20 protein-coding genes and 3 rRNA genes are annotated in these 26,453 nt (G+C 67.6%); 13 read left to right on the forward strand and 10 right to left on the reverse strand.

Features of this window, described 5'->3' with window-relative positions; all coding sequences use genetic code 11:
• Positions 1-62: 62 nt before the first annotated feature.
• Together serB and SGFS_RS43520 are read right to left on the reverse strand one after the other, a co-directional pair.
• The gene (serB, locus tag SGFS_RS43515) at positions 63-1,274 is read right to left on the reverse strand and encodes a phosphoserine phosphatase SerB (protein WP_286257929.1); all 1,212 of its coding nucleotides are present in this window, start codon (positions 1,272-1,274) and stop codon (positions 63-65) included.
• 192 nt (positions 1,275-1,466) lie between these two features.
• On the reverse strand, positions 1,467-3,512 hold the full coding sequence (locus tag SGFS_RS43520) for a streptophobe family protein (protein ID WP_286257930.1): 2,046 nt from the start codon (positions 3,510-3,512) through the stop codon (positions 1,467-1,469).
• A 242-nt stretch (positions 3,513-3,754) separates the two neighbouring features.
• Between SGFS_RS43520 and SGFS_RS43525 the strand changes: the two genes are divergently transcribed.
• Positions 3,755-6,274, forward strand: coding sequence for an FHA domain-containing protein (locus SGFS_RS43525; protein ID WP_286260357.1), 2,520 nt, complete (start codon positions 3,755-3,757; stop codon positions 6,272-6,274).
• A 66-nt stretch (positions 6,275-6,340) separates the two neighbouring features.
• Here SGFS_RS43525 and SGFS_RS43530 read toward each other — a convergent pair whose 3' ends face one another.
• The 3 genes from SGFS_RS43530 to SGFS_RS43540 all read right to left on the reverse strand — a co-directional run bounded on the left by SGFS_RS43530 (position 6,341) and on the right by SGFS_RS43540 (position 9,110).
• A complete protein-coding gene (locus SGFS_RS43530) occupies positions 6,341-7,033 on the reverse strand; it encodes a transglycosylase SLT domain-containing protein (RefSeq protein ID WP_286257931.1) in 693 nt (230 codons plus the stop codon).
• A gap of 296 nt (positions 7,034-7,329) precedes the next feature.
• The gene (locus tag SGFS_RS43535) at positions 7,330-8,418 is read right to left on the reverse strand and encodes an S-adenosylmethionine:tRNA ribosyltransferase-isomerase (RefSeq protein WP_286257932.1); all 1,089 of its coding nucleotides are present in this window, start codon (positions 8,416-8,418) and stop codon (positions 7,330-7,332) included.
• Positions 8,415-9,110 (reverse strand): SDR family NAD(P)-dependent oxidoreductase, encoded by a 696-nt coding sequence (locus SGFS_RS43540; protein ID WP_286257933.1) that lies wholly within the window; start codon positions 9,108-9,110, stop codon positions 8,415-8,417. The genes SGFS_RS43535 and SGFS_RS43540 overlap by 4 nt, the downstream gene beginning before the upstream one ends.
• A 232-nt stretch (positions 9,111-9,342) precedes the next feature.
• Here SGFS_RS43540 and SGFS_RS43545 point away from each other — a divergent pair, with 232 nt between their 5' ends.
• The 3 genes from SGFS_RS43545 (at position 9,343) to chpE (ending at position 11,537) form a co-directional block, all read left to right on the forward strand.
• Positions 9,343-10,488 (forward strand): GAF domain-containing sensor histidine kinase, encoded by a 1,146-nt coding sequence (locus tag SGFS_RS43545; RefSeq protein ID WP_286257934.1) that lies wholly within the window; start codon positions 9,343-9,345, stop codon positions 10,486-10,488.
• Complete coding sequence (locus tag SGFS_RS43550; protein WP_286257935.1) at positions 10,481-11,122, forward strand: response regulator; 642 nt, start codon at positions 10,481-10,483, stop codon at positions 11,120-11,122. The genes SGFS_RS43545 and SGFS_RS43550 overlap by 8 nt, the downstream gene beginning before the upstream one ends.
• Before the next feature lie 166 nt (positions 11,123-11,288).
• Entirely contained in the window at positions 11,289-11,537 is a 249-nt protein-coding gene (gene chpE, locus SGFS_RS43555; RefSeq protein WP_286257936.1) for a chaplin ChpE, read from the forward strand.
• A gap of 467 nt (positions 11,538-12,004) precedes the next feature.
• Here chpE and SGFS_RS43560 read toward each other — a convergent pair whose 3' ends face one another.
• A complete protein-coding gene (locus SGFS_RS43560; RefSeq protein WP_286257938.1) occupies positions 12,005-12,793 on the reverse strand; it encodes a hypothetical protein in 789 nt (262 codons plus the stop codon).
• A gap of 150 nt (positions 12,794-12,943) precedes the next feature.
• On the opposite strand from SGFS_RS43560, the gene SGFS_RS43565 reads away from it, so the two are divergent.
• From SGFS_RS43565 to SGFS_RS43575, 3 genes are all read left to right on the forward strand, one after another.
• On the forward strand, positions 12,944-13,735 hold the full coding sequence (locus tag SGFS_RS43565) for an ABC transporter ATP-binding protein (protein WP_286257939.1): 792 nt from the start codon (positions 12,944-12,946) through the stop codon (positions 13,733-13,735).
• A gap of 165 nt (positions 13,736-13,900) precedes the next feature.
• Positions 13,901-14,332, forward strand: coding sequence for an NfeD family protein (locus tag SGFS_RS43570; protein ID WP_286257940.1), 432 nt, complete (start codon positions 13,901-13,903; stop codon positions 14,330-14,332).
• A gap of 158 nt (positions 14,333-14,490) precedes the next feature.
• Complete coding sequence (locus SGFS_RS43575) at positions 14,491-15,429, forward strand: SPFH domain-containing protein (RefSeq protein ID WP_286257941.1); 939 nt, start codon at positions 14,491-14,493, stop codon at positions 15,427-15,429.
• Between the two features lie 77 nt (positions 15,430-15,506).
• Here SGFS_RS43575 and SGFS_RS43580 read toward each other — a convergent pair whose 3' ends face one another.
• The 3 genes from SGFS_RS43580 to SGFS_RS43590 all read right to left on the reverse strand — a co-directional run bounded on the left by SGFS_RS43580 (position 15,507) and on the right by SGFS_RS43590 (position 17,534).
• A complete protein-coding gene (locus SGFS_RS43580) occupies positions 15,507-16,013 on the reverse strand; it encodes an HNH endonuclease (RefSeq protein WP_286257942.1) in 507 nt (168 codons plus the stop codon).
• A 152-nt stretch (positions 16,014-16,165) separates the two neighbouring features.
• The gene (locus tag SGFS_RS43585) at positions 16,166-16,705 is read right to left on the reverse strand and encodes a YbhB/YbcL family Raf kinase inhibitor-like protein (RefSeq protein WP_286257943.1); all 540 of its coding nucleotides are present in this window, start codon (positions 16,703-16,705) and stop codon (positions 16,166-16,168) included.
• 46 nt (positions 16,706-16,751) lie between these two features.
• Positions 16,752-17,534, reverse strand: a complete 783-nt coding sequence (locus tag SGFS_RS43590) for a sporulation protein (RefSeq protein WP_286257944.1) — start codon at positions 17,532-17,534, stop codon at positions 16,752-16,754.
• Between the two features lie 180 nt (positions 17,535-17,714).
• Here SGFS_RS43590 and SGFS_RS43595 point away from each other — a divergent pair, with 180 nt between their 5' ends.
• The 4 genes from SGFS_RS43595 to rrf all read left to right on the forward strand — a co-directional run bounded on the left by SGFS_RS43595 (position 17,715) and on the right by rrf (position 24,089).
• Positions 17,715-18,356: a DNA-3-methyladenine glycosylase gene (locus tag SGFS_RS43595; RefSeq protein WP_286257945.1), complete on the forward strand. Its 642-nt coding sequence runs from the start codon at positions 17,715-17,717 to the stop codon at positions 18,354-18,356.
• A 543-nt stretch (positions 18,357-18,899) separates the two neighbouring features.
• Positions 18,900-20,426, forward strand: a 16S ribosomal RNA gene (locus SGFS_RS43600).
• A 319-nt stretch (positions 20,427-20,745) separates the two neighbouring features.
• Positions 20,746-23,869, forward strand: a 23S ribosomal RNA gene (locus SGFS_RS43605).
• Positions 23,870-23,972: 103 nt separating this feature from the next.
• Positions 23,973-24,089 (forward strand): 5S ribosomal RNA (gene rrf, locus SGFS_RS43610).
• Together the 16S, 23S and 5S rRNA genes form the textbook arrangement of a ribosomal RNA operon.
• A gap of 119 nt (positions 24,090-24,208) precedes the next feature.
• Here rrf and SGFS_RS43615 read toward each other — a convergent pair.
• A complete protein-coding gene (locus SGFS_RS43615; protein ID WP_286260477.1) occupies positions 24,209-24,469 on the reverse strand; it encodes a hypothetical protein in 261 nt (86 codons plus the stop codon).
• A 43-nt stretch (positions 24,470-24,512) separates the two neighbouring features.
• On the opposite strand from SGFS_RS43615, the gene SGFS_RS43620 reads away from it, so the two are divergent.
• Both SGFS_RS43620 and SGFS_RS43625 read left to right on the forward strand, forming a co-directional pair.
• Entirely contained in the window at positions 24,513-25,616 is a 1,104-nt protein-coding gene (locus SGFS_RS43620; protein ID WP_286260478.1) for a hypothetical protein, read from the forward strand.
• Complete coding sequence (locus SGFS_RS43625) at positions 25,508-26,401, forward strand: tetratricopeptide repeat protein (protein ID WP_434028242.1); 894 nt, start codon at positions 25,508-25,510, stop codon at positions 26,399-26,401. The genes SGFS_RS43620 and SGFS_RS43625 overlap by 109 nt, the downstream gene beginning before the upstream one ends.
• Positions 26,402-26,453 lie beyond the last annotated feature (52 nt).

Here is a 26,453-nt window from a genome sequence, read left to right on the forward strand (position 1 = left end):
CTTTCGAAACACGCCCTAGGTGCCGGGCCTTCCGGGCGCCTGCCGACCGCTGTGCGTCGCCACTACCGGTCGTCGTGCGTGTCCGCCGCCTCGACCTCTTCCCGGGTGACCCCGAGCAGATAGAGGACGGTGTCGAGGAAGGGGAAGTTCACCGCGGTGTGCGCGGCCTCCCGGACGACCGGCTTGGCGTTGAAGGCGACGCCCAGACCGGCCGCGTTGAGCATGTCGAGGTCGTTGGCGCCGTCGCCGATCGCCACGGTCTGGGCCAGCGGCACCCCCGCCTCGGCGGCGAAGCGGCGCAGCAGCCGGGCCTTGCCGGCACGGTCCACGATCTCGCCGACGACCTTGCCTGTGAGCTTCCCGTCGACGATCTCCAACGTGTTGGCCTGGGCGAAGTCCAGCGCCAGCCGCTCCTTCAGATCATCCGTGACCTGGGTGAACCCGCCCGAGACGACGCCGACTTGGAAGCCGAGCCGCTTCAGCGTACGGATCAGCGTGCGCGCCCCCGGTGTGAGCCGCACCTCGCTGCGCACCTTGTCCACCACCGAGGCGTCGAGGCCCTTCAGCAGCGCCACGCGCGCGTGCAGCGACTGCTCGAAGTCCAGCTCACCGCGCATCGCGGCCGCCGTCACCTCGGCGACCTCCTTCTCGCACCCGGCGTGCGCGGCGAAGAGCTCGATCACCTCGTCCTGGATGAGCGTCGAGTCCACGTCCATGACCACCAGCCGCTGCGCCCGGCGGTGCAGCCCCGCCGCGACCACGGCCACGTCCACGCCCAGCGCCACCGACTCGGTCACCAGTGCGGTCCGCAGCGTCTCCGGCTCCGTACCCGACACGGCGAACTCCACCGCCGTCACCGGATACTTGGCGAGCCGGAAGATACGGTCGATGTTGCCGCCGGTCGCCGTGATCCGCGCGGCGATCCGGGCCGTGGACTCGGCGGTCAGCGGGTGGCCGAGCACGGTGACATGCGAGCGCCCGAGGCCACGCGGACGGTTGTCGCCCAGGCCGGAGATGATCTCCGCCTGCATCTTCATGGACTCCGCCCAGCTGTGGACGGTCGCCCGCAGGTCGCCCTCCTGCCCGGCCGGCGGCTCGCTCACCAGCGCGCACAGCACGATCCGGCCACGGGTGACGACCTGCTCGATGTCGACCACGTCGACGGAGTACGCGGCGAGGGTGTCGAACAGTCCGGCCGTGATCCCCGGCCGGTCCTTGCCGAAGATCTTGACGAGGAGAGTGGGGACGTCAGAGGAGGTCTGCGAAGCGCTCATGATGTACCCACCGTATCGGGCACCCCGTGCCTTTTTCCCCCGAGGTCCGCCCAGCGGACAGCGAACAGTGGGTGACGAGCGGATGACACCCACCTGGATCGTGTACGACGGCTCCGCGCCGCACCCGCCCGATGCCTCACTCCGGCGCCGCTCACACACCACCGAGCCCGCTGTTCGGCGTCCCGGCCGCTGCTACCGCCCACGTGGCCCGCGCGGTCCCGGTGGCGGGGGAGGAGGCGGAGGCGGCCCCTCGCTCGGTGGCGGTGGCGGTGGCGGTGGCGGTGCGGGCCAGCGCCCCGACCCCGACGCCGAGCCGTTTCCGGGTCCGCCGGATCCGGATCCGCCTCCTGCCCCCGGCCCCGAGCCCCTCCCCGTCCCCGTCCCGGTCCCTGAACCCGGCCTCGACCTCGACCCGGACCCGGCCCCGGAACTCCTCCCCGCTCCCGACCCGGCCCCCGCCCCCGGCGGCTCACTCCGCCGCCCCGGCCGCCGCGGCGGCGGAGTGAACCGCCGGGCCACCGTGGGCGCCCCATACATGTCCGGAGCACTCCCCGACTCTCCTGCCGCCCCGGCCCCTGCCCCAGATCCGGCCCCGGACCCATCCGCCCCCCGCCCACGACCGGCAGCCCCCGGCCCCCGAGGCCCGAGCAACTCATCCGGCACCCGCAGATACGGGTTCGTGTCCGGGTTCGGCGGCCGATACGGCGTACCCGGCGTGTACGGCCCCGACGGGGAACCCGACGAGGACGCCACCCCGGCCGCATCGGCCCCGCCGCTCCACGCCACCCCCGCGGCCCCCGAGTCCCCCCGCGCCGACGGAGCCGCACGCAGCCCCGCCGCCCCCGTCGCATACGCGAGCAGCGCCCCCGCGCCCCCCGCCCCCGCACCCCACACCGCGCCCAGCAGCAAGGCCGCCCCCGCCCGCCCGTGCAGGTCGATCCCCGCGCCGAACGCGTCGAAGCCGAGGACGGACAGCGAGGCGTCCACCGATACCTGCGTCAGCCATACCAGCAGGGGCAGTGCCAGCGCGGTCACGATGCCGAGCCGAAGAGCGCAGCGCCCCGCGAAGGCGAGCGCGCTTCCGTCCCGTACATCCGCACCGCCCGCATCCCCCGCAGCGGTGGCAGCCGATTGACGTACAAATGGCGTACGTACGGCGGTCAGCACCCCGGCGTACAACAGCGTCACGGCCGCCGCGATGCCCAACAGCCAGACGCGGTCGTCGAGTTCGGCGAGGCGGCCGAGGGTCACGGGCTCGGCGGCGTGCACGCGCAGCAGTTCGTCGAGGGGGTCGGGGAGCAGCTTGGCGAGCTCGCCGGTGGCCTTGCCGTCCCAGGGCACGAACAGGCCGACCGGGATGCCCAGCCAGACCCCGTTGGGCGCCCCGAGCAGAGCCGCGCCCGCGATCCGCCTGGGGTTCGGGTCGCTGATCGCCGCGTACGCCGCCGCCGCGAACCCGGCCAGGACCGCCACCAGCAGTACCGTCACCACCGCCGACACGGCCGGCCGTACGATCCGGTGCAGGGCCTTGAGGCCGTGCGGCAGGGGAGCGCGGCGCGAGGCCAGCAGGGCGAGCAGCAGCACCCCGAGGCACCAGGCCAGGGCGCCGAGCAGGGTGGGCGCGGTGTCGACCGTGAAGCCCACCTGGGCGTTCGCGTCGGCAAGGTCGCCCAGGCGGTCCGGGAGCAGGCCGCCGCCGATGTCCCCGACATCACCGAGCCCGGGGATCTCGACGCCGTCCAGGCCCTCGCCGCCCGGCAGTTCGTCGAGCCCCAGATCGCCGCCGTCCAGCGTGATGACCGCGTGCCCGGCCCAGGCCAGCCCGCCCATCAGCGCCACGAAGAGCACGACCACCGTGCCGGCGCGCAGAAGCAGTTCGGAGGGCGCGATCACAACGCCCGCGCCCCGCAGGGACCGTAGGAAGAACCAGGAGAGCAGGACCGCTCCGACCAGGCTCACCCCCAGTGGCGTGATCTCGATGGCCGTCGTCGCCTGCGCTCCTTCCAGGCCAAAGACGGACACATCGCCGGACGGGGTGACCGACCCACCTGCCCCGAGCGCCACAACCGCAGCGGTCATGGGCCCCAGTTCGCCCGCCGAGTCCGCTTCGAGCAGATGCAGACCGAGCGCGGCCGTGCCCGCCATCCCGATCAACGCCCAGCTCACGGCCGCGATCGCGGAGAACAGGACCTCCCCCCACGGCACACTCCTGTCATGGCGAACAGCCTGGTTGCTCATGGTCGGACCCCCCGATCCGCATCGCGGCCTTGCGCCGCTGATGTCCCCCTCGCGTGGGATTACCACTCTCCTGTCCGGTTTCAACCCCGTCAACGGGACCGGTCGATACGCTCGTACGCTCTCTTCACAAGGCCCGACTTTCGGTCAGGGGGCCGAGCCTGAAATAGTTCCCCCCGATGTTCGACATCCCTAGACTCCCTCTGATGGGGGTAACTTCGGGGGACAACTCAGTGGGGCATGGAGTGCCGGAACTCGTACTGGAATTGAACGGACAAACCTGGACGCTCGATCCGTCCAGGGCATATACCCTCGGACGTGATCCGCAGGGGGACATCGTGTTCGAGGACGCCAGGGTCTCCTGGCGACACGCCACGATCAGCTTCGCCGGCCGTGGTTGGGTGATCGAGGACCACGGCAGCACCAACGGCACATTCGTGCAGGGCCAGCGGATCCACCAGCTGGAGATCGGTCCCGGCTCGGCCGTACACCTCGGCAACGCGACCGACGGTCCGCGGGTCAACCTGTCCGGCACGGCGGCCTCGGTCGCCCAGCCCCAGCAGCAGCCGTACGCGGCGCAGGGCGCGAGCGCGGGCTGGGCCGCCCAACAGGCACCGCAGCAGCAGGCACCGCAGGCCGGCTGGCAGCAGCCGGATCAGCCGCAGGTACCGCAGCAGCAGGGCTGGGCCCAGCAAGGCCCCGGTGGTGGCGCGGGGGCGCCGCCGGTCTACGGCGACCGCAGCCCGACCACGTTCCACCAGCTGGCCCTCGGCCGTGTCATGCGCATCGGCCGTGCGCTGGAGAACGAACTGGTCGTCTCCGACCTGCAGGTCTCGCGCAATCACGCCGAGTTCCACGCGACGCCCGACGGGCGATTCGAGATCCGCGACCTCGGCTCGCACAACGGCACGTTCGTCAACGGTATGCCGATCGCCAAGGGCGGCACGGCACTCCTCGGCCCGAACGACATCGTGGGCGTCGGCCACTCGACGTTCCGCATCATCGGCGACCGCCTCGAGGAGTTCGTCGACACCGGTGACGTCTCCTTCTCCGCACGCCATCTGACGGTCACCGTCGACGGCGGCAAGCAGATCCTGAAGGACGTCTCCTTCGGTGTCCCCGAGAAGTCGCTCATCGCGGTCATCGGCCCATCCGGCTCCGGCAAGTCCACCCTGCTGAAGGCGCTCACGGGCTACCGCCCGGCCAACCAGGGTGACGTCCTCTACGACAACCGGAACCTGTACAAGCAGTTCGCCGAGCTGCGCCAGCGCATCGGTCTGGTCCCGCAGGACGACATCCTGCACAAGGAGCTGACCGTCAAGAAGGCCCTCAAGTACGCGGCCAAGCTGCGCTTCCCCGCCGACACCACGGCCCAGGAGCGCGACGCCCGCATCGACGAGGTGCTGCGCGAGCTCAAGCTCGACATCCACAAGGACAAGAAGGTCACGTCCCTGTCCGGCGGCCAGCGCAAGCGCGTCTCGGTCGCCCTGGAGCTGCTCACCAAGCCCTCGCTGATCTTCCTGGACGAGCCGACCTCCGGTCTCGACCCGGGCATGGACCGCGATGTCATGCAGCTCCTGCGCGGCCTCGCCGACGACGGCCGTACGGTCCTCGTCGTCACGCACTCCGTGGCCGAGCTGGCCATCTGCGACAAGCTGCTGGTGATGGCGCCGGGCGGCTCGGTGGCGTACTTCGGTCCGCCCGAGGAGGCCCTGAACTTCTTCGGCTACGAGACCTGGGCCGACGTCTTCTCCGCCTTCGAGAACTACCGCGACTACGACTGGGCGGGCCGCTGGAAGGGCTCGCAGCACTACCAGATGTACGCCGCGGACATCGACGCCGTCGCCCCGCAGTCGGTGCACATGCCGCCGGCCCAGTCGATGCGCCCGCCGAAGCCGCAGGGCTGGGGCTCGCAGCTGATGACCCTGATCCGCCGCTATGTCTCGGTGATCGCCTCCGACAAGGGCTTCCTCGCCCTGACGGTGATCCTGCCGGCCGTGCTCGGCGCGGTCAGCCTGCTCATCGACCCGGACAAGGACCTGTTGGTCCGGGGGGTGAACAAGGCGACCAACCTGCCCATCCCGAACGGCACGGCCACCACGGTGCTGCTGATCCTCGCGGTCGGCGCCTGCTTCGCCGGCGCCGCCAACTCCGTCCGTGAGCTGATCAAGGAACGGGTCATCTACGAGCGGGAGCGGGCGACCGGCCTGTCGCGCTCGGCGTACCTGATGTCCAAGGTGATCGTCCTCGGTGCGGTCACCGTGTTCCAGGGCGCCATGGTCGGCGCGATCGGCTTCTCCAGCCGGACCATCCCGGACGAGTCGTTGATCTTCGGCACCGGCAAGTTCGCCGTCATGCTCGAACTCTCCATCCCGATCATGGGGCTCGGCTTCACGTCCATGATGTTCGGCCTGGTCATCTCCTCGCTGGTGAAGACCGCCGAGAAGACGATGCCGCTGCTGGTGATGTTCGCGATCGTCCAGGTCGTCTTCACCGGCTGCCTCTTCGCCCTGCACGGCAGCCCCGGCGTCAACGAGTTCTCCTACCTGATGCCGTCACGCTGGGCGGTCGCCGCCGCGGGCGCCACGCTGGACTTCAACAACATCAGCCCGCCCAAGGAGGCGGGCGACACCGACCCGCTGTGGGACCACACGGTCGGCGCCTACAGCCTCGACATGATCGCGCTCATCGTGCTCGGCGTGATCTGCGGTGTCCTCGTGGCCCGCTTCCTGCGCCGCCACGAGCCCGAGGTCATGCGCAAGTAGCCCTTCGACGGGCACACGGCACACGCGAAGGGCGGCACCCCGGCAGGGGTGCCGCCCTTCGGCAGCTCAGTACGCGCTGTTGACGTTGTCGATCGAGCCGTACCGGTCGGCCGCGTAGTTCGCGGCGGCCGTCAGGTTGGCGACCGGGTCGTACTGGCTCCAGGCCGTGCCCGCCACGTGGTAGGCGTCGAACGTCGGCTTGATGACCTGCAGCAGACCGATCGAGGGGACGCCGTTCTGGGCGTTGATGTCCCAGTTGTTGATGGCCCTCGGGTTGCCCGAGGACTCCCGCATGATGTTCTTGTGCAGGCCGTGGTAGGTGCCAGGGATCTTGTGCTTCTTCATGATGTCGAGCGCCTCGCGGATCCAGCCGTCGAGGTTGTTCGAGTACGACTTCACGGCGGCGGCCTTGAGCTTGGCGCGCTGCGCGGCCCGGCTCGCGGCCGCCTTCTTCGCGCGCTCGTCCGCGACCTTCTTGGCGGCGTCGGCAACCCTCTTCTTCGCCGCGGCGTCGGCGGCCTTCTTCTTGGCGTCGGTCACCTGGTCGGCGACGCTCGCCTTCACGTTCTTCGCGGAGTCCTGGCTGAACGCCACCGGCGCGGCGGAGACGGTCCCGGTCGGGGGCGACGTCTGCGCCTGGGCCGGCACCAGCGAGAACGCCAGAGCCACGGTACCGACGGCGGCGGCACCGGCGAACGACAGCTTGTGGGCCTTCGTCAGCGCGAGACCGGGACCGGAAGTGTTGGCGTTCTTGAACATGAAAGGGAGACCTCTTCGACTAGCACGGAGGTCGCTCTCGGCCGGCGGGACACTGCTCTTTCCAGCACGAACGCCGCGAGCGGAACCCACGGCGTCGAGCGACTGGTGCAATTCTTAGCGGCCGCAAAATCCGGTGGCAAAGGTGTGACGTACGATCCCGGGTAGTTGGACGGTAAAGGGCAAAACGGGACAGACCAACGCGTCTGTCCCGCTCATAACGCCCTTATCTATCTCCTAAGGAACTTCGTACGTGATGTGCACCCTATGCGCGGGCTCACATCGCGCCCACCCACCTCTCACCGATAGTTGCTGCCGCAATGCTCTGTGTGAGGCGCCTCCGGCGGCAGAATGAGATGGACGTCCCCGAACTCGTGCCACAGATAGGGCCCGCCGATCGCCGCGTCGTACGCCCGCTCGATCGCCGCCCGCCCCGCGACCGCCTCCAGCATCAGCAGATGTGAGGCCTCCGGCTCGTGCAGCCCGGTCAGCAGCCCGTCGACCACCCGGACACCGCGCTCCGGGGTGACCACGAGATCGGTCCACCCCGCCCGCGCGCGTACGGCCCCGTCCGGCCCCGCCGCCGACTCCACGGCCCGCACGGCGGTCGTCCCGACGGCCACGACCCGCCCGTCACCCGCCTTCGCCGCGTTGATCAGCCGAGCCGACGCCTCCGGCACCGCGAACCGCTCCGGATACGGCGGCTCGTGCGCCTCCGCCGACGCCACCCCGGTGTGCAGCGTGACCGGCGCGAACTGCACCCCTCGGCTCACCAGCTCCGCCACCAGCCGGGCCGTGAAGGGCCGAGCGGCACTCGGCATCTCCGCACTGCCCACGCCGTCCTCGGACGGCAGCGCGAACACGGTCTGGTACGCCGACAGCGGCTGGTCCCGCTCCGTGTAGGAGTACCGAATGGGCCGCCCGTGCTCCCGCAGCACCGCGAGCACGTCCGACGCCGGCACCCGGGCCCACCACAGCCGCTCCCCGCGCTCGCTCAGCGGCTCCTCCAGCAGCAGCCGCACATCCCCGGGCAACCGCACCTCCGTGCCCGCGGGCCCACCCGCACGCGCGCGCGTGGTGCCCCTTCCGTCCGGATCCCGCAGCTCGACGGCCCACCGCCCGTCATCACCCCGCGTCGAGAAATGCACCACCACGCCCGCGTGCCCGATCGCCCCGTCCACAGCCGCCGCCAACGTGGGCGACGTGTTGACCACGAGCAGATCCCCCGCCCGCAACAGCCGGGGCAGCGCCACGAACTCGTGATGCGACACCTCCGCCCCGCACGACACCAGCAGCCGTACGGCGTCCCGGCCCAGTCCGGGCCCGCGCTGCTCGGCGGGCACCCGCGCGAGCCGCTCCTCCGCGATGCGGAGCGCGGCGAGGGTCACCGGGCCTCCACCAGCGCCGGGGCCGTGTACCGGCCGCTCGCCGGCCGCTCGTCCAGCAGCCGCAGAAAGCCCGGCACCACACTGTCCGGCGCGGGCCGCGCATCGTCGTCGTCCGGCACGGCCGCCGTGTACAGGTCCGTGCCCATGTCACCGGGATCGACCGCCCACACCCTCAGGTCCGGCTCCTCCACGGCCAGCACCGCCGACAGATGGTCGAGCGCCGCCTTCGACGCCCCGTACCCGCCCCACGTCTCGTACGCCTCGACCGCCGCGTCCGAGCTGACGTCGACCACCGCGCCCGCCCGCGAGGCCCGCAACAGGGGCAGCGCCTCCTGGACGAGCCCCAGCGCCGCCACCACGTTCACCTCCAGCGCCCGCCGCAGCCCGTCCAGAGCCAGCCCCTCCAGCCGTACGAGCGGCTCGGCGCCCAGCGCGCTCGCGTTGTTGACCAGCAGATCGAGCCCGCCCAGCCCGCGCGCCGCGGCCACCAGCTCCGCCCGGTGCCCGGCGTCCGTGACGTCCCCCGGCAGGGCCTCCACCCGCGTCCCGTACACGGACAGCGCCTCCGCCGTCTCCTTGAGGACCCCGGCGGTTCTGGCGTCGAGCACCAGATCCCAGCCACGCGCGGCCAGAGCCCCGGCCAGCGCCCGCCCCAGCCCCTTCGACGCCCCCGTGATGATCGCTACCGGCATGACAACCGTCCCCTCGACTCCGGCCGCCCTGGACTCGCTCGGCGGTGATGCCAACGTAGGAACGACACCGCACCGGTCGCCTCCTGCGCGGGCCCCAATGCCCCGGGGCCCTTTGCCCTAGGCCGCGGGGCCGGGACCCGAGACCTAGTCCTCGGCCCTAGGCCTGTCGCCCGAGGTGGGGGCCGCCCCGGGTCCGATCCCCGTTGTCGGTGGTCGCCGGTACTTTGAGGGCATGAGTCAAGGTCCACGGTCCGGCCTCGCCGCGGTGAGCTCCGCGTTGCTGGCCATGAGCAGGCACCTGGAGGTGCGCGACGTCCTCAAGACGATCGTCGCCTCCGCGCGCGAACTGCTCGACGCGGAGTACGCGGCGCTCGGCGTCCCCGACGACCACGGCGGCTTCGCCCAGTTCGTGGTCGACGGCGTCAGCGACGCCCAGTGGAAGGCCATCGGCCCGCTCCCGCGCCAGCACGGCATCCTCGCCGCGATGCTCCACGAGGCCACCCCCGAGCGCCTTGTCGACGTGCGCAAGGACCCTCGCTTCGAGGGCTGGCCCAGCGCACACCCCGACCTGATCGACTTCCTCGGCCTGCCCATCCGCGACGGCGACGAGGTCATCGGCGCCCTCTTCCTCGCCAACAAGCGATGCCCCAAGCCCGAGGGCAGCTGCGGCTTCACCGAGGAGGACGAGGCACTGCTGTCGATCCTCGCCCAGCACGCCGCGATCGCCCTGACCAACGCCCGCCTCTACGAACGCAGCCGCGAGCTGACCATCGTCGAGGAGCGCTCCCGCCTCGCCCACGAACTGCACGACGCGGTCAGCCAGAAGCTCTTCTCCCTGCGCCTGACCGCCCAAGCCGCCGCCGCCCTCGTCGACCGCGACCCCTCGCGCGCCAAGGACGAACTGCAACAGGTGGCCGCCCTCGCCGCCGAGGCCGCGGACGAACTGCGCGCCGCCGTGGTCGAGCTGCGCCCCGCGGGCCTCGACGAGGACGGCCTGGTCGCCACCCTGCGCACCCAGGTCCACGTCCTGGACCGCGCCCACAGCGCCCGCGTCACCTTCGCCGGACGCGGCGTCCGCGCACTGCCCGCCGCACAGGAGGAGGCCATGCTGCGCGTCGCCCAGGAGGCCCTGCACAACGCGCTGCGGCACGCGGAAGCCGAGCAGGTCGACGTCACCCTGGACCGCCACGGTGGGGGAGCCGTCCTACGGGTCACGGACGACGGCGTGGGCTTCGACCCGCAGGCGATACGCCGCGCGGGCCGCCACCTCGGCCTGGTCTCCATGCGGGACCGGGCGAGCGGGGTCGGCGGCACCCTGACCGTGGAATCGGCGCCCGGAAAGGGCACCACGATCGAGATGGAGGTCCCCGGTGGCTGACGCAATCAAGGTCCTGCTCGTCGACGACCACCAAGTGGTCCGCCGCGGCCTGCGCACCTTCCTGGAGGTGCAGGACGACATAGAGGTCGTGGGAGAGGCCGCCGACGGCGCCGAAGGAGTCGCCCGGGCAGAGGAGCTACGCCCCGACGTCGTCCTCATGGACGTCAAGATGCCGGGCATGGGCGGCGTCGACGCACTGCGCAAGCTCCGCGAACTGGACAACCGCGCCCGCGTCCTGATCGTCACCAGCTTCACCGAGCAGCGCACGGTCGTCCCGGCCCTGCGCGCCGGCGCCGCCGGGTACGTCTACAAGGACGTGGACCCCGACGCCCTCGCCGGAGCCATCCGCTCGGTGCACGCCGGCCACATCCTCCTCCAGCCGGAGGTCGCGGAGGTACTCCTCTCCCAGGAGGAGAGCAACTCCGGCCAGGGGAGGGGCGGTTCGCTCACGGAGCGGGAACGCGAGGTGCTCAGCCTGATCGCCGACGGCCGTTCGAACAGGGAGATCGCCCGGGCCCTCGTCCTCTCGGAGAAGACGGTGAAGACCCACGTCTCGAACATCCTTATGAAACTCGACCTGGCGGACCGCACCCAGGCCGCGCTCTGGGCGGTCCGGCACGGTGTGACGGGATGACCGTGGGACTGGTGTGATGAACGGCAATTCGGAAGGTTACGTTCCAAGCTGAGATTCATACTGTCGGGTGTATGTCCCCCGGATGGCGCATCCTCGATGTGCCCCGGGCGTTCTTCAGTGCGTACTGCGAGCGACCGCCGCAGTGATCGCGAAGAAGGGCTCAGAAGTGAAGAACCTGAAGAAGGCCGCTGCTGTCACGATGGTGGCCGGTGGCCTGGTCGCCGCCGGTGCCGGCATGGCCTCCGCCACCGACGGCGGGGCGCACGCGGGCGGCAAGGCCGTGGCCTCGCCCGGCGTCATCTCGGGCAACGTCATCCAGGCCCCGATCGACATCCCGGTCAACGTGGTCGGCAACTCCGTGAACGTGATCGGCGTCCTGAACCCCGCCTTCGGCAACCTCGGCGTCAACCACTGACGTCTGCGCCTCGCACCGCCAGTGACCACCGGCCTTCCAGACATCTCTGGAAGGCCGGTCAGGCGTTTCCTGGGCTGATCACCTCATCGCCCCACTGCACCGACCATGCGCTTTCCTCGCCCCCCTGCACACCGTCACGCCCTCCTGCGCCGTTGACCAGCGCACGACCCGCGTCCCGGTCGAACCTGTACCACCAGGGCGAACGCTTCCATGAACATCGCCGAGAAGGCCGCCGTGGCCGTCACCGTCGCAGGCCTCGCCGCGGATGTGCGTCGGCCGACGCGGCTGTCGCCGACGCGGGGGCCGACGGCGCGGCGGCCCTGCTGCCGTATCTGCGGCCCAGCCGCCCAGCTGCGGGCGGTCGTGCCACCAGGCGCGGCACGGGTGGGCGCAGCGGCACCCGGCAGCGCCGGTGAGCGAAACCCACCCCCGCCCCGCATCAGCGCCGGGCGACAAACCACCAAGGCTCACCGCACCCCCCGCTCCCGCTCCTCCACAAAGGAGTTGTACGCCGCGACCATCGCCCGCCGAGCCGTCCGCTCCACCGGCCGCAACGCAGCCCCCCGCGCCACCATCTCGGAAGCGCTCACCGCACCCCCGTCCCCGTTCTCGTACGCCACGGAGATCAGCAACCCCACCCGCTGCGCCAACTCCAGCACCCGCACCGCCCGCGGCGGATACCCCGGCGCCAACAGCTCACGCCCCCGCTCCGCCCGCGCCCGATACGCATCGATCGCCGCCTCCGCCACCGGCCCCGAGGCGGCCACATCCAACTGCGACAACACGGCCGTGGCCTCCCGCAAGGCCTCCGCCAGCTCCCGCTCGGCCTCCCCGAGCGAGGGCACGTCGGCGGGCGGAGCCTCCCGCACCTCCAGGCAGTGCCAGACGACCTCCACATGGACGTCACCGGACGGCCCGGCCGAGTACACCTCCGGCACCAGCCCCAGCGCCCCGCCGTGGCAGATCACCGCCTCCTCCGCCTCCAGCGCCCGCTTGTTGAACTCCGGCGGTCCGCTGAGCCCCAGCGGATGTCCTGCCGCGGGCAGCGCCACCCGCAACCCGGTCACCCCGAGTGCCCGCAGCCGCCCCAACGCGAGCGTCAATCCGACCGGCCCCGACTCGCCGGGCAACCCCTCCACCCTGTGCACCGCGTCATCCCCGACGACGGCGGCCACCGCGTCATCCGGTGAGACAAGTCCGGCAAGAAGGGCATTTCCCCATGCGGCAAGGCGTCCTGAGCGTGGTTCCGAGAGCATGCCCCCACCCTAAGGACCGACCGATGGGATGGACCGCCCAACCGGTGGCGTAGATTTCCCTGAGGGCTGCGCCCACCCGGCGGCGGCTCCGCCCACGGGCGAACGCGACAGCCGAGACAGGCCGACACTGCAAGGGGAGACAGCGCGCTCATGAGCGATGTTCTGGAGCTGGAGGACGTATCCGTGGTCCGCGAGGGCCGGGCTCTGGTGGACCAGGTCTCCTGGTCGGTCAAGGAGGGCGAGCGCTGGGTCATCCTCGGCCCGAACGGCGCGGGCAAGACCACCCTCCTGAACGTCGCGTCCAGCTACGTCTACCCCAGCAAGGGCACCGCCACCATCCTCGGCGACACCCTCGGCAAGGTCGACGTCTTCGAACTGCGCCCCCGCATCGGCATGGCGGGCATCGCCATGGCCGAGAAGCTCCCCAGGCGCCAGACCGTCCTGCAGACCGTACTGACCGCCGCGTACGGCATGACGGCCACCTGGAACGAGGACTACGACGACATCGACGAGCGGCGCGCCCGCGCGTTCCTCGACCGCCTAGGCATGACCGACTACGTGGACCGCAGGTTCGGCACGCTCTCCGAGGGCGAGCGCAAGCGCACCCTCATCGCCCGCGCCCTGATGGTCGACCCCGAGCTGCTCCTCCTCGACGAGCCCGCCGCCGGCCTCGACCTCGGCGGCCGCGAGGACCTCGTACGCCGTCTCGGCCGCCTCGCCCGCGACCCCATCGCCCCCTCCATGATCATGGTCACGCACCACGTCGAGGAGATCCCTCCGGGCTTCACCCACGTCCTGATGATCCGCCAGGGCAAGGTCCTCGCCGCGGGCCCGCTGGAGCTTGAGCTCACCTCCCGCAACCTCTCCCTCTGCTTCGGCCTCCCGCTCGTCGTCGACCAGCTCGGCGAGCGCTGGACCGCCCACGGCCTGCCCCTCTCCTGACCCGAATCCTCCGACGCCGCCCGCCCTCCCGACAGTCGGTTGCGCTCCTGGCCTCCAACCCGGCACGCGTGCAACCGACTTGAGGCGGCCCCGAGGGCTTCCTTCACGTGATCTTCTGACCGTGCGCTCTGTTCGGGGGGACGATCGCGGTCCTACCATGACCAGGTGGACGACATCGACGCATGGGTGTGGTGGCTGATCGGCGCGGCCGGGCTCGGGATCGCCCTCGTCGTGACCGCGATGCCGGAACTGGGCATGCTCGCCCTGGGCGCCGTCGCCGGCGCCGTGACCGCGGGGCTGGGCGGTGGGGTCGTACTCCAAGTCGTCGTCTTCGCCGTCGTATCGGTGGCGCTCATCGCCGTCGTACGGCCCATCGCGGCCCGGCACAGAACGCAACGACCTCAACTGGCCACCGGCATCGACGCGTTGAAGGGCAAACACGCCGTCGTACTGGAACGGGTCGACGGTTCGGGCGGCCGGATCAAACTCAACGGAGAGGTCTGGTCGGCCCGCGCCCTCGACGGCGGACAGGCCTACGAGGTGGGGCAGGAAGTGGACGTCGTGGACATCGAGGGAGCCACGGCGATCGTCATGTGACCTCGGACGACGTGGTCACGTCGTGATGACGCAATGCGACGAACGGCCCACCTGGCAGGCACTGTTCTGCCAGACTCGACGAACAAGATCTTCAACAGGTCCGACAGACATAAGATCTTCTGGAAGCGTCAACGCGGAGAAGGGCACGGGGAGCAACGATGGAACCGATCATCATCGTCCTGATCATTCTGGTGGTGTTGGTCTTCATCGCCCTGATCAAGACCATCCAGGTCATCCCACAGGCAAGCGCGGCGATCGTCGAGCGCTTCGGCCGCTACACCCGCACGCTCAACGCGGGCCTCAACATCGTCGTCCCGTTCATCGACTCCATCCGCAACCGCATCGACCTGCGTGAACAGGTCGTGCCTTTCCCGCCCCAGCCGGTGATCACCCAGGACAACCTGGTCGTGAACATCGACACGGTCATCTACTACCAGGTCACCGACGCCCGCGCGGCCACGTACGAGGTCGCCAGCTACATCCAGGCGATCGAGCAGCTCACCGTCACCACGCTCCGCAACATCATCGGTGGCATGGACCTGGAGCGGACCCTGACCTCCCGCGAGGAGATCAACGCGGCCCTGCGCGGCGTCCTCGACGAGGCCACCGGCAAATGGGGCATCCGGGTCAACCGCGTCGAGCTGAAGGCGATCGAGCCGCCCACCTCCATCCAGGACTCGATGGAGAAGCAGATGCGCGCCGACCGTGACAAGCGCGCCGCGATCCTCACCGCCGAAGGTACGCGCCAGGCGGCGATCCTGACGGCCGAGGGTGAGAAGCAGTCCCAGATCCTGCGCGCAGAAGGTGAGGCCAAGGCCGCCGCCCTGCGCGCCGAGGGCGAGGCCCAGGCCGTCCGCACGGTGTTCGAGGCCATCCACGCCGGCGACCCCGACCAGAAGCTCCTCTCCTACCAGTACCTCCAGATGCTCCCGAAGATCGCCGAGGGCGACGCCAACAAGCTCTGGATCGTCCCCAGCGAGATCGGCGACGCCCTCAAGGGCCTCTCCGGTGCCATGGGCAACTTCGGTTCCCTGGGCGGCGGTTCGGGAGGCAAGAGCGACAGCGACCGCCGAGAGAAGCCGTCGATCACCGACTGACAGCCCGATGCCCGTTACGTGCCTGGGGGCCACCTTCGTCGAGAAGGTGGCCCCCAGGCACGTGTGCACGCATACTGCTACGCCGCAGGCTGTGCCAGCCAGTCCGGGAGCGCGTCGAAGTCGTCCCGGCCCAGCGCCAGCAGCATCGCGTCCGCCGGCGTCGGCTCGAACGGCTGTCGCAGCAGCGGCATCCCCGCCTCGTCCGGAGTCCGGTTCGCCTTGCGGTGATTGTCCTCCGCGCACGACGCAACCGTGTTCAGCCAGCTGTCCGCACCACCCTGCGACCGCGGCAGCACATGGTCCACGGTCGTCGCCCGCCTGCCGCAGTACGCGCACCTGTGCCTGTCCCGCACAAGAACGCCCCGCCTGGACCACGGGGCTTGTCTTCGGAAGGGCACGCGTACATACCTGCAGAGCCTGATCACCCGGGGCGCCGGTATGTCGACCGCGGCTCCGCGCATGCGCAGTTCGGGGTGGGACTGCTCGACGACGGCCTTGTCCTGCAGTACCAGAACGACGGCTCTGTTCAGAGTCACCGTCGACAGCGGCTCGAAGCTCGCGTTGAGTACCAGCGTGTCCCGCATTCCAGCCCACCTCCGTGCAATCGGCCCACCCCCTGGCGGGCTTGGATCAACTCTGGCCGGGCACGCCGAGATGGACAACGCAATAAAAATGCCCGTCTCTGATCACTTCCATGACCAGAGGCGGGCAAACGTTCAATGAACGTCCGGCTTCGTTACTTTTCCGCTACAGCCGCGTACTCACCGATGATCTGGGTGCGCGCCAGCGTGTGGAACCGCAGGTTGAAGCCGACGACAGCGGGCGAGGCGTCCGAGTCCGGACCGAGCTTCTCCTGGTCCACGGCGTACACCGTGAACACATAGCGGTGCGCCGGGTCCCCGGGCGGCGGCGCGGCACCGCCGAAGTCCTTGGACCCGTAGTCGTTGCGTGCCTGGACCGCGCCCTCCGGCAACCCCTCGAACTTGCCCGAACCGGCGCCGGCCGGCAGCTCGGTCACGGTCGCGGGGATGTCGAACAGGACCCAGTGCCAGAACCCGCTCCCCGTGGGGGCGTCCGGGTCGTAGCACGTCACGGCGAAGCTCTTGGTCTCGGGCGGGAAGCCCTCCCAGCGCAGCTGCGGCGAGGTGTTCCCGGCCGCGTGGACCTGAGCGTCCTTGAGCGTCGCACCCTCCTCGACGTCCTCGCTCGTCACCGTGAACGACGGTACGACCGGATGGAAATCATGGGGAAGCGGCGGCCTCTTCAGCTCGGTCACTTTGGTACCTCCTGGTCAGTCTGGTCGAACTGGAACCCCTGTAACCCTAGAACCAGCTGCGCTTGCTGCCGACTTCCGACAGCCACTGGTTCAGGTACGCCGCCCAGTCGGTGCTCGGGTAGTCGTGCAGCCCCACCTTGAACGCGCGGAACGAGTCGCTGCCCTCGCTGAACAGACCCGGCTTCTTGTCCATCTCCAGCACCACGTCCATCTCGTGATCGTCGGCGACGAAGCTCAACTCGACCTGGTTGAGGCCGTGGTACTGCTGCGGCGGGAAGAACTCGATCTCCTGGTAGAACGGCAGCTTCTGCCGCGTCCCCCGGATGTGACCGCGCTCCATGTCCGCGTTCTTGAAGCGGAAGCCCAGCTGCACGAAGGCGTCGAGGATCGCCTGCTGCGCCGGCAGCGGGTGCACATTGATCGGGTCCAGGTCACCCGAGTCGACCGCACGCGCGATCTCCAGCTCGGTGGTCACACCGATGTGCATCCCCGGCAGCGTCTGCCCCTGGATCGTGGTGACCGGCGTCTCCCACGGGATCTCGAGACCGAACGGCACCACGTGCACCGCCTCGGCCTTCAGCTCGAAGGCACCGCCGAGCCGCAGCTTCGCGAACTCGATGTCCTGCTTGTACTCCGCGTCCTGGCCCTCGACCTCGACCTTGGCCTGCAGCCCGACCGACAGCGCCTCGATCTGCTGGTCCACGGAACCGCCCTGGATCCGCACCTCACCCTGGACGACACCGCCCGGGACGACATTGACCTCGGTCAGTACGGTCTCGACCGAAGCGCCACCGGCCCCCAGGCTCGCGAGCAGCCGCTTGAACCCCATGTCCATTCCTCCTCAGGCAACGCCTGTGTATCTGTGTGGTGTGGATCGCTCTGTGTGGCGTGGATCCTTGATCCCTACAAACGCAGACCGACGGCAACCGGTTCCGCGTCCTCACCCTTACAAGGAGAACGCCCCCTGGCCACCCGTCGGCCGCACCTGTCTGGACTACGCTCGTACGCCATGATCGCGACCCCCGACCGTACGCCCCTCACCCGGGAGTTCTTCGACCGCCCCGTCCTCGAGGTCGCACCGGACCTTCTGGGTCGCGTCCTGGTCCGCACCACTCCGGACGGTCCGATCGAACTCCGTCTCACAGAGGTGGAGGCCTACGACGGCGCGAACGACCCCGGGTCCCATGCCTATCGCGGTCGCACGGCCCGCAACGGCGTGATGTTCGGTCCGCCCGGCCATGTGTACGTCTACTTCACCTACGGCATGTGGCACTGCATGAACCTGGTGTGCGGTCCGGAGGGCCGGGCGAGCGCGGTCCTGCTGCGCGCCGGCGAGATCACCGAGGGCGTCGAGCTCGCCCGCAAACGTCGAATCTCGGCCCGAAACGACAAGGAACTGGCCAAAGGGCCCGCCCGCCTGGCCACAGCCCTGGAGGTCGACCGAGCCCTGGACGGCACGGATGCCTGCGCCTCCGAGCCCGCCCCCTTCAGGATGCTGACCGGCACTCCCGTCGACCTCGCCCAGGTCAGCAGCGGCCCACGCACCGGGGTTGCGGGTGACGGCGGCATCCACCCTTGGCGCTTCTGGATCACCGACGACCCGACCGTGAGTCCTTATCGGGCCCACGTCGCCCGCAGCCGCTCAACTTGACGCGTCCCCGGGGGATCCGTAATGTAGCCCGAGCCGCTTGATCCGGTACGGCGATCCGCCGACAACCGGAAGCGGCCAAACCACTACTTACGACATCCCCTCAGCGGGGGCGAATTCGGCGTGCCGTGATTCAAGTCCGCGAGACTCGATTATGAGTTTGCCGAGGGAATCGGCTAACGTAGTGAATGTCGAAAGGCCGCGAGGGAAATCTCAAGTCCTTAAGACAGCCGAAAGGCAAATCCCGCCGACAGGGAATCGGATCGGAAAAGGATCTGATAGAGTCGGAAACGCAAGACCGAAGGGAAACTGCCCGGAGGAAAGCCCGAGAAGATACTCGGGTGAGTACAAAGGAAGCGTCCGTTCCTTGAGAACTCAACAGCGTGCCAAAAATCAACGCCAGATATGTTGATACCCCGTCTCCGGCCAGTTCGTCTGGTTGGGGCGAGGTTCCTTTGAAGTAAATACAGCGAGGACGCTGTGTGCGAGAGGATCATTCCTCCTCTTGCACCGCTCTCGTGGTGTCGACCCGATTACGGGTACACATTCACGGAGAGTTTGATCCTGGCTCAGGACGAACGCTGGCGGCGTGCTTAACACATGCAAGTCGAACGATGAAGCCCTTCGGGGTGGATTAGTGGCGAACGGGTGAGTAACACGTGGGCAATCTGCCCTTCACTCTGGGACAAGCCCTGGAAACGGGGTCTAATACCGGATACAACCACCGGCCGCATGGTCTGGTGGTGGAAAGCTCCGGCGGTGAAGGATGAGCCCGCGGCCTATCAGCTTGTTGGTGAGGTAGTGGCTCACCAAGGCGACGACGGGTAGCCGGCCTGAGAGGGCGACCGGCCACACTGGGACTGAGACACGGCCCAGACTCCTACGGGAGGCAGCAGTGGGGAATATTGCACAATGGGCGAAAGCCTGATGCAGCGACGCCGCGTGAGGGATGACGGCCTTCGGGTTGTAAACCTCTTTCAGCAGGGAAGAAGCGAGAGTGACGGTACCTGCAGAAGAAGCGCCGGCTAACTACGTGCCAGCAGCCGCGGTAATACGTAGGGCGCGAGCGTTGTCCGGAATTATTGGGCGTAAAGAGCTCGTAGGCGGTCTGTCGCGTCGGATGTGAAAGCCCGGGGCTTAACCCCGGGTCTGCATTCGATACGGGCAGACTAGAGTGTGGTAGGGGAGATCGGAATTCCTGGTGTAGCGGTGAAATGCGCAGATATCAGGAGGAACACCGGTGGCGAAGGCGGATCTCTGGGCCATTACTGACGCTGAGGAGCGAAAGCGTGGGGAGCGAACAGGATTAGATACCCTGGTAGTCCACGCCGTAAACGGTGGGAACTAGGTGTTGGCGACATTCCACGTCGTCGGTGCCGCAGCTAACGCATTAAGTTCCCCGCCTGGGGAGTACGGCCGCAAGGCTAAAACTCAAAGGAATTGACGGGGGCCCGCACAAGCAGCGGAGCATGTGGCTTAATTCGACGCAACGCGAAGAACCTTACCAAGGCTTGACATACACCGGAAACGGCCAGAGATGGTCGCCCCCTTGTGGTCGGTGTACAGGTGGTGCATGGCTGTCGTCAGCTCGTGTCGTGAGATGTTGGGTTAAGTCCCGCAACGAGCGCAACCCTTGTTCTGTGTTGCCAGCATGCCCTTCGGGGTGATGGGGACTCACAGGAGACTGCCGGGGTCAACTCGGAGGAAGGTGGGGACGACGTCAAGTCATCATGCCCCTTATGTCTTGGGCTGCACACGTGCTACAATGGCAGGTACAATGAGCTGCGATGCCGTGAGGCTGAGCGAATCTCAAAAAGCCTGTCTCAGTTCGGATTGGGGTCTGCAACTCGACCCCATGAAGTCGGAGTTGCTAGTAATCGCAGATCAGCATTGCTGCGGTGAATACGTTCCCGGGCCTTGTACACACCGCCCGTCACGTCACGAAAGTCGGTAACACCCGAAGCCGGTGGCCCAACCCCTTGTGGGAGGGAGCTGTCGAAGGTGGGACTGGCGATTGGGACGAAGTCGTAACAAGGTAGCCGTACCGGAAGGTGCGGCTGGATCACCTCCTTTCTAAGGAGCATTTCTTACCGGGTTCTTCGGGACACGGTCAGAGGCCAGTACATCGGCGAACGTCCGGTGCTGGTTGCTCATGGGTGGAACGTTGATTATTCGGCTGGGTTTCCGGGTCGGAGGCTGTGAGTACTGCTCGTCAGAGCGTGGAAAGCATGATCTTCGGGCGGAGTCCGGTCGGGCACGCTGTTGGGTGTCTGAGGGCACGGCCGGTTACGGCTGCCTTCAGTGCCGACCCCAGTGCACTCGGATCTGCTGGTCCGGGGTGATGGGTGGTTGGTCGTTGTTTGAGAACTGCACAGTGGACGCGAGCATCTGTGGCCAAGTTTTTAAGGGCGCACGGTGGATGCCTTGGCACCAGGAACCGATGAAGGACGTGGGAGGCCACGATAGGCCCCGGGGAGTCGTCAACCAGGCTTTGATCCGGGGGTGTCCGAATGGGGAAACCCGGCAGTCGTCATGGGCTGTCACCCTTGCCTGAACACATAGGGCAAGTGGAGGGAACGCGGGGAAGTGAAACATCTCAGTACCCGCAGGAAGAGAAAACAACCGTGATTCCGGGAGTAGTGGCGAGCGAAACTGGATGAGGCCAAACCGTATACGTGTGAGACCCGGCAGGGGTTGCGTATGCGGGGTTGTGGGATTTCTCTGTCACAGTCTGCCGGCTGTGAGACGAGTCAGAAACCGTTGATGTAGGCGAAGGACATGCGAAAGGTCCGGCGTAGAGGGTAAGACCCCCGTAGTCGAAACATCAGCGGCTCGTTTGAGAAACACCCAAGTAGCACGGGGCCCGAGAAATCCCGTGTGAATCTGGCGGGACCACCCGCTAAGCCTAAATATTCCCTGGTGACCGATAGCGGATAGTACCGTGAGGGAATGGTGAAAAGTACCGCGGGAGCGGAGTGAAATAGTACCTGAAACCGTGTGCCTACAAGCCGTGGGAGCGTCGCGCATCGAGTTTACTCGGTGCGTCGTGACTGCGTGCCTTTTGAAGAATGAGCCTGCGAGTTTGCGGTGTGTTGCGAGGTTAACCCGGGTGGGGTAGCCGTAGCGAAAGCGAGTCCGAACAGGGCGTTTCAGTAGCACGCTCAAGACCCGAAGCGGAGTGATCTAGCCATGGGCAGGTTGAAGCGGAGGTAAGACTTCGTGGAGGACCGAACCCACCAGGGTTGAAAACCTGGGGGATGACCTGTGGTTAGGGGTGAAAGGCCAATCAAACTCCGTGATAGCTGGTTCTCCCCGAAATGCATTTAGGTGCAGCGTCGTGTGTTTCTTGCCGGAGGTAGAGCACTGGATAGGCGATGGGCCCTACCGGGTTACTGACCTTAGCCAAACTCCGAATGCCGGTAAGTGAGAGCACGGCAGTGAGACTGTGGGGGATAAGCTCCATGGTCGAGAGGGAAACAGCCCAGAGCATCGACTAAGGCCCCTAAGCGTACGCTAAGTGGGAAAGGATGTGGAGTCGCAGAGACAACCAGGAGGTTGGCTTAGAAGCAGCCACCCTTGAAAGAGTGCGTAATAGCTCACTGGTCTAGTGATTCCGCGCCGACAATGTAGCGGGGCTCAAGCGTACCGCCGAAGTCGTGTCATTGCGATATATACCCCCAACGGGGATCGTGATGGGTAGGGGAGCGTCGTGTGCCGGGTGAAGCAGCCGCGGAAGCGAGTTGTGGACGGTTCACGAGTGAGAATGCAGGCATGAGTAGCGATACAAACGTGAGAAACGTTTGCGCCGATTGACCAAGGGTTCCTGGGTCAAGCTGATCTGCCCAGGGTAAGTCGGGACCTAAGGCGAGGCCGACAGGCGTAGTCGATGGATAACCGGTTGATATTCCGGTACCCGCTGTGAAGCGTCAAACATTGAACCAGGCGATGCTAAGTCCGTGAAGCCGCCCTGGAGCCTTCGGGCAAAGGGGAGTGGTGGAGCCGACGGACCAGACTTGCAGTAGGTGAGTGATGGGGTGACGCAGGAAGGTAGTCCATCCCGGGCGGTGGTTGTCCCGGGGTAAGGGTGTAGGCCGAGTGGTAGGCAAATCCGCCGCTCATCAAGGCTGAGACCTGATGCCGAGCCGATTGTGGTGAAGTGGATGATCCTATGCTGTCGAGAAAAGCCTCTAGCGAGTTTCATGGCGGCCCGTACCCTAAACCGACTCAGGTGGTCTGGTAGAGAATACCGAGGCGTTCGGGTGAACTATGGTTAAGGAACTCGGCAAAATGCCCCCGTAACTTCGGGAGAAGGGGGGCCATCACTGGTGAGAGGACTTGCTCCTCGAGCTGGGGGTGGCCGCAGAGACCAGCGAGAAGCGACTGTTTACTAAAAACACAGGTCCGTGCGAAGCCGTAAGGCGATGTATACGGACTGACGCCTGCCCGGTGCTGGAACGTTAAGGGGACCGGTTAGTCACATTTCGGTGTGGCGAAGCTGAGAACTTAAGCGCCAGTAAACGGCGGTGGTAACTATAACCATCCTAAGGTAGCGAAATTCCTTGTCGGGTAAGTTCCGACCTGCACGAATGGCGTAACGACTTCTCGACTGTCTCAACCATAGGCCCGGTGAAATTGCACTACGAGTAAAGATGCTCGTTTCGCGCAGCAGGACGGAAAGACCCCGGGACCTTTACTACAGTTTGATATTGGTGTTCGGTTCGGCTTGTGTAGGATAGCTGGGAGACTGTGAAGCTTGGACGCCAGTTCAGGTGGAGTCGTCGTTGAAATACCAGTCTGGTCGTGCTGGATGTCTAACCCGGGTCCGTGATCCGGATCGGGGACAGTGTCTGATGGGTAGTTTAACTGGGGCGGTTGCCTCCCAAAGGGTAACGGAGGCGCCCAAAGGTTCCCTCAGCCTGGTTGGCAATCAGGTGGTGAGTGTAAGTGCACAAGGGAGCTTGACTGTGAGACCGACGGGTCGAGCAGGGACGAAAGTCGGGACTAGTGATCCGGCGGTGGCTTGTGGAAGCGCCGTCGCTCAACGGATAAAAGGTACCCCGGGGATAACAGGCTGATCTTCCCCAAGAGTCCATATCGACGGGATGGTTTGGCACCTCGATGTCGGCTCGTCGCATCCTGGGGCTGGAGTCGGTCCCAAGGGTTGGGCTGTTCGCCCATTAAAGCGGTACGCGAGCTGGGTTTAGAACGTCGTGAGACAGTTCGGTCCCTATCCGCTGCGCGCGCAGGAATATTGAGAAGGGCTGTCCCTAGTACGAGAGGACCGGGACGGACGAACCTCTGGTGTGCCAGTTGTTCTGCCAAGGGCATGGCTGGTTGGCTACGTTCGGGAGGGATAACCGCTGAAAGCATCTAAGCGGGAAGCCTGCTTCGAGATGAGTATTCCCACCCACTTGATGGGGTAAGGCTCCCAGTAGACGACTGGGTTGATAGGCCAGATATGGAAGCCCAGTAATGGGTGGAGTTGACTGGTACTAATAGGCCGAGGGCTTGTCCTCAGTTGCTCGCGTCCACTGTGTTAGTTCTGAGGCAACGACCGTTGCCGGCTCAGAGCAGAACATCAACTGAAAAGTGTGCTTGTTCGCTCGAAACCAATAGGGTTTCGGTGGTCATAGCGTGAGGGAAACGCCCGGTTACATTTCGAACCCGGAAGCTAAGCCTTACAGCGCCGATGGTACTGCAGGGGGGACCCTGTGGGAGAGTAGGACGCCGCCGAACAATCTTTGAAGGACCCCTGGTCACCAGCGTTCAGCTGGGACCAGGGGTCCTTTTTTATTTTCCGGAGCGCGCTGGGTACCCGGCTGCGCGAGAATGACTTGCGGTACCGAAGACAGGAGTCACCCATGTCCACCAACTCTCCCGACGATCGACCGGAGCGCGACCAGCGGCGACGGGACAGTGGTGACCGTGGTGGCTACCGTGGGGGCCCGCGCCGGGACAACGATCGTCGTGACAACGATCGTCGTGACAACGACCGCCGTGACGGCGATCGCGGTGACCGTGGCGGGTTCCGTGGACGTGACGACCGCCGTGGGGACGACCGCGGTGGTTTCCGCCGTGACGACAACCGCCGTGATGACAATCGGGGTGGCTTCCATCGCGACGACAGTCGTGGGGAAGGCCGTGGGGACAGTCGTGGCGGTGACCGCGGTGGGTTCCGTGGGCGTGACGACCGCCGCGAGGGCGATCGTGGGCCGCGTCCCGCGTTCCGGCGCGATGACCGTCCGGCTGGGCCGCGTCGCGATGACCGTCCGGCTGGGCCGCGTCGCGATGACCGTCCGGCTGGGCCGCGTCGGGACGACCGTCCGGTCGGGCCGCGTCGCGACGACCGGCCGCACAGCGGCGACCGCGGTGAGCGTGGTGGCTTCCGCAGGGACGGTGACCGTCCGGCTTTCCGTCGTGACGACCGCCGTGACGACGCTCGTGGGGGCTTCGGTCGTCGCGATGACCGTCCGGCTTTCCGTCGTGACGACCGTCGTGACGACCGCAGGGACGACTTCCGCCGTGACGATCGGCGCGACGACCGTCGGGACAGTGGTGACCGTGGCGGCTTCCGTCGTGACGACCGGGATCGCGACCGCGACCGTGGCGACCGCGGTGGCTTCCGGCGTGACGGCGACCGGGACCGTCCCTCGTTCCGTCGTGACGACGACCGCGGTGGCTTCCGTGGACGTGACGAACGACGCGATGACAGGCGGGATGACCGGCGCGACGACCGGCGTGGGGACGACCGTGGTGGGCGTCCCCCGTTCCGGCGCGACGACCGCGGCAACGACTTCCGGCGGGACGACCGCCGTGATGGTGACCGCGCTCCCTTCCGCCGCGATGACCGGGGCGAGCGCCGGGATGACCGGCGGGACGATCGGCGGGACAGTGGCGACCGCGGTGCGCGTGGTGGCTTCCGGCGTGATGGGGACCGCGACCGTCCGCCGTTCCGTCGCGACGACGACCGCGGTGGCTTCCGGGGACGTGACGACCGTGACCGTGGTCCCCGTCGGGACGACCGCGGTGGCCGTCCCGGTGGGTTCCGTGGGCGTGACGACCGGCGTGACGACCGACGGGGAGACGACCGGCGTGGTGGCGGGCGCTTCCGTGACGAGCGCGACCGGGACAGGGACCGCGAGCCGATCAAGCGGCTGCCGATCCCTGAGGACGTCACCGGCGAGGAGATCGACAAGGACGTACGGCAGGAGCTGCAGAGCCTGCCCAAGACGCTCGCCGACGACGTCGCCAGGAACCTGGTGATGGTCGCCCGGCTGATCGACGAGGACCCCGAAGGCGCTTACGGCTACGCCAGGATCGCCCTGCGGCTCGCGTCGCGTGTCGCCGCCGTGCGTGAGGCGGCCGGCTTCGCCGCGTACGCGAACCAGAAGTACAGCGAGGCGCTCGCCGAGTTCCGTGCGGCCCGGCGGATGACCGGCAACGTGGACCTCTGGCCCGTCATGGCCGACTGCGAGCGTGGTCTCGGGCGGCCCGAGAAGGCGCTGGACATGGCCGGGGCACCCGAGGTGCACAAGCTGGACAAGGCCGGTCAGGTCGAGATGCGGCTCGTGGCCGCCGGAGCCCGGCGGGACATGGAGCAGCTCGACGCGGCCATCGTGACCCTGCAGAGCCCCGAGCTGGCCTCCAACTCCGTACAGCCGTGGACCGCTCGGCTGCGGTACGCCTACGCGGACGCGCTGCTCGCGGCCGGGCGTGAGGGCGAGGCACGGGAGTGGTTCGCCAAGGCCGTCGAGGCCGACAAGGACGGCAGCACGGACGCCTCGGACCGGCTCGCGGAGATGGACGGCGTCGACTTCGTCGACGCTCTCGTCGAGGACGAGAGCGACGACGAGCAGGAGCAGGAGCACGAGGGTCACAGCGACGAGGCGCAGGTTGTGCCCGCCGCGGATGACAAGGTCGTCGGGGACCGTGAGGACGACGCGGACCTCGTGGACGACTCGGACGACTCGGACGACTCCGACGACGTGGATGAGGAGGACGACCAGGACGACCAGGATGGTCGGGATGTCGCCGGCGACAAGGGCTGACCTGGTCCAGAGGTGAGGAAGGGGCGGGTCCCGGGTTCGGGATCCGCCCCTT

The sequence above is a fragment of the Streptomyces graminofaciens genome, from assembly GCF_030294945.1.
GTDB classification, from domain to species: Bacteria; Actinomycetota; Actinomycetes; order Streptomycetales; family Streptomycetaceae; genus Streptomyces; species Streptomyces graminofaciens.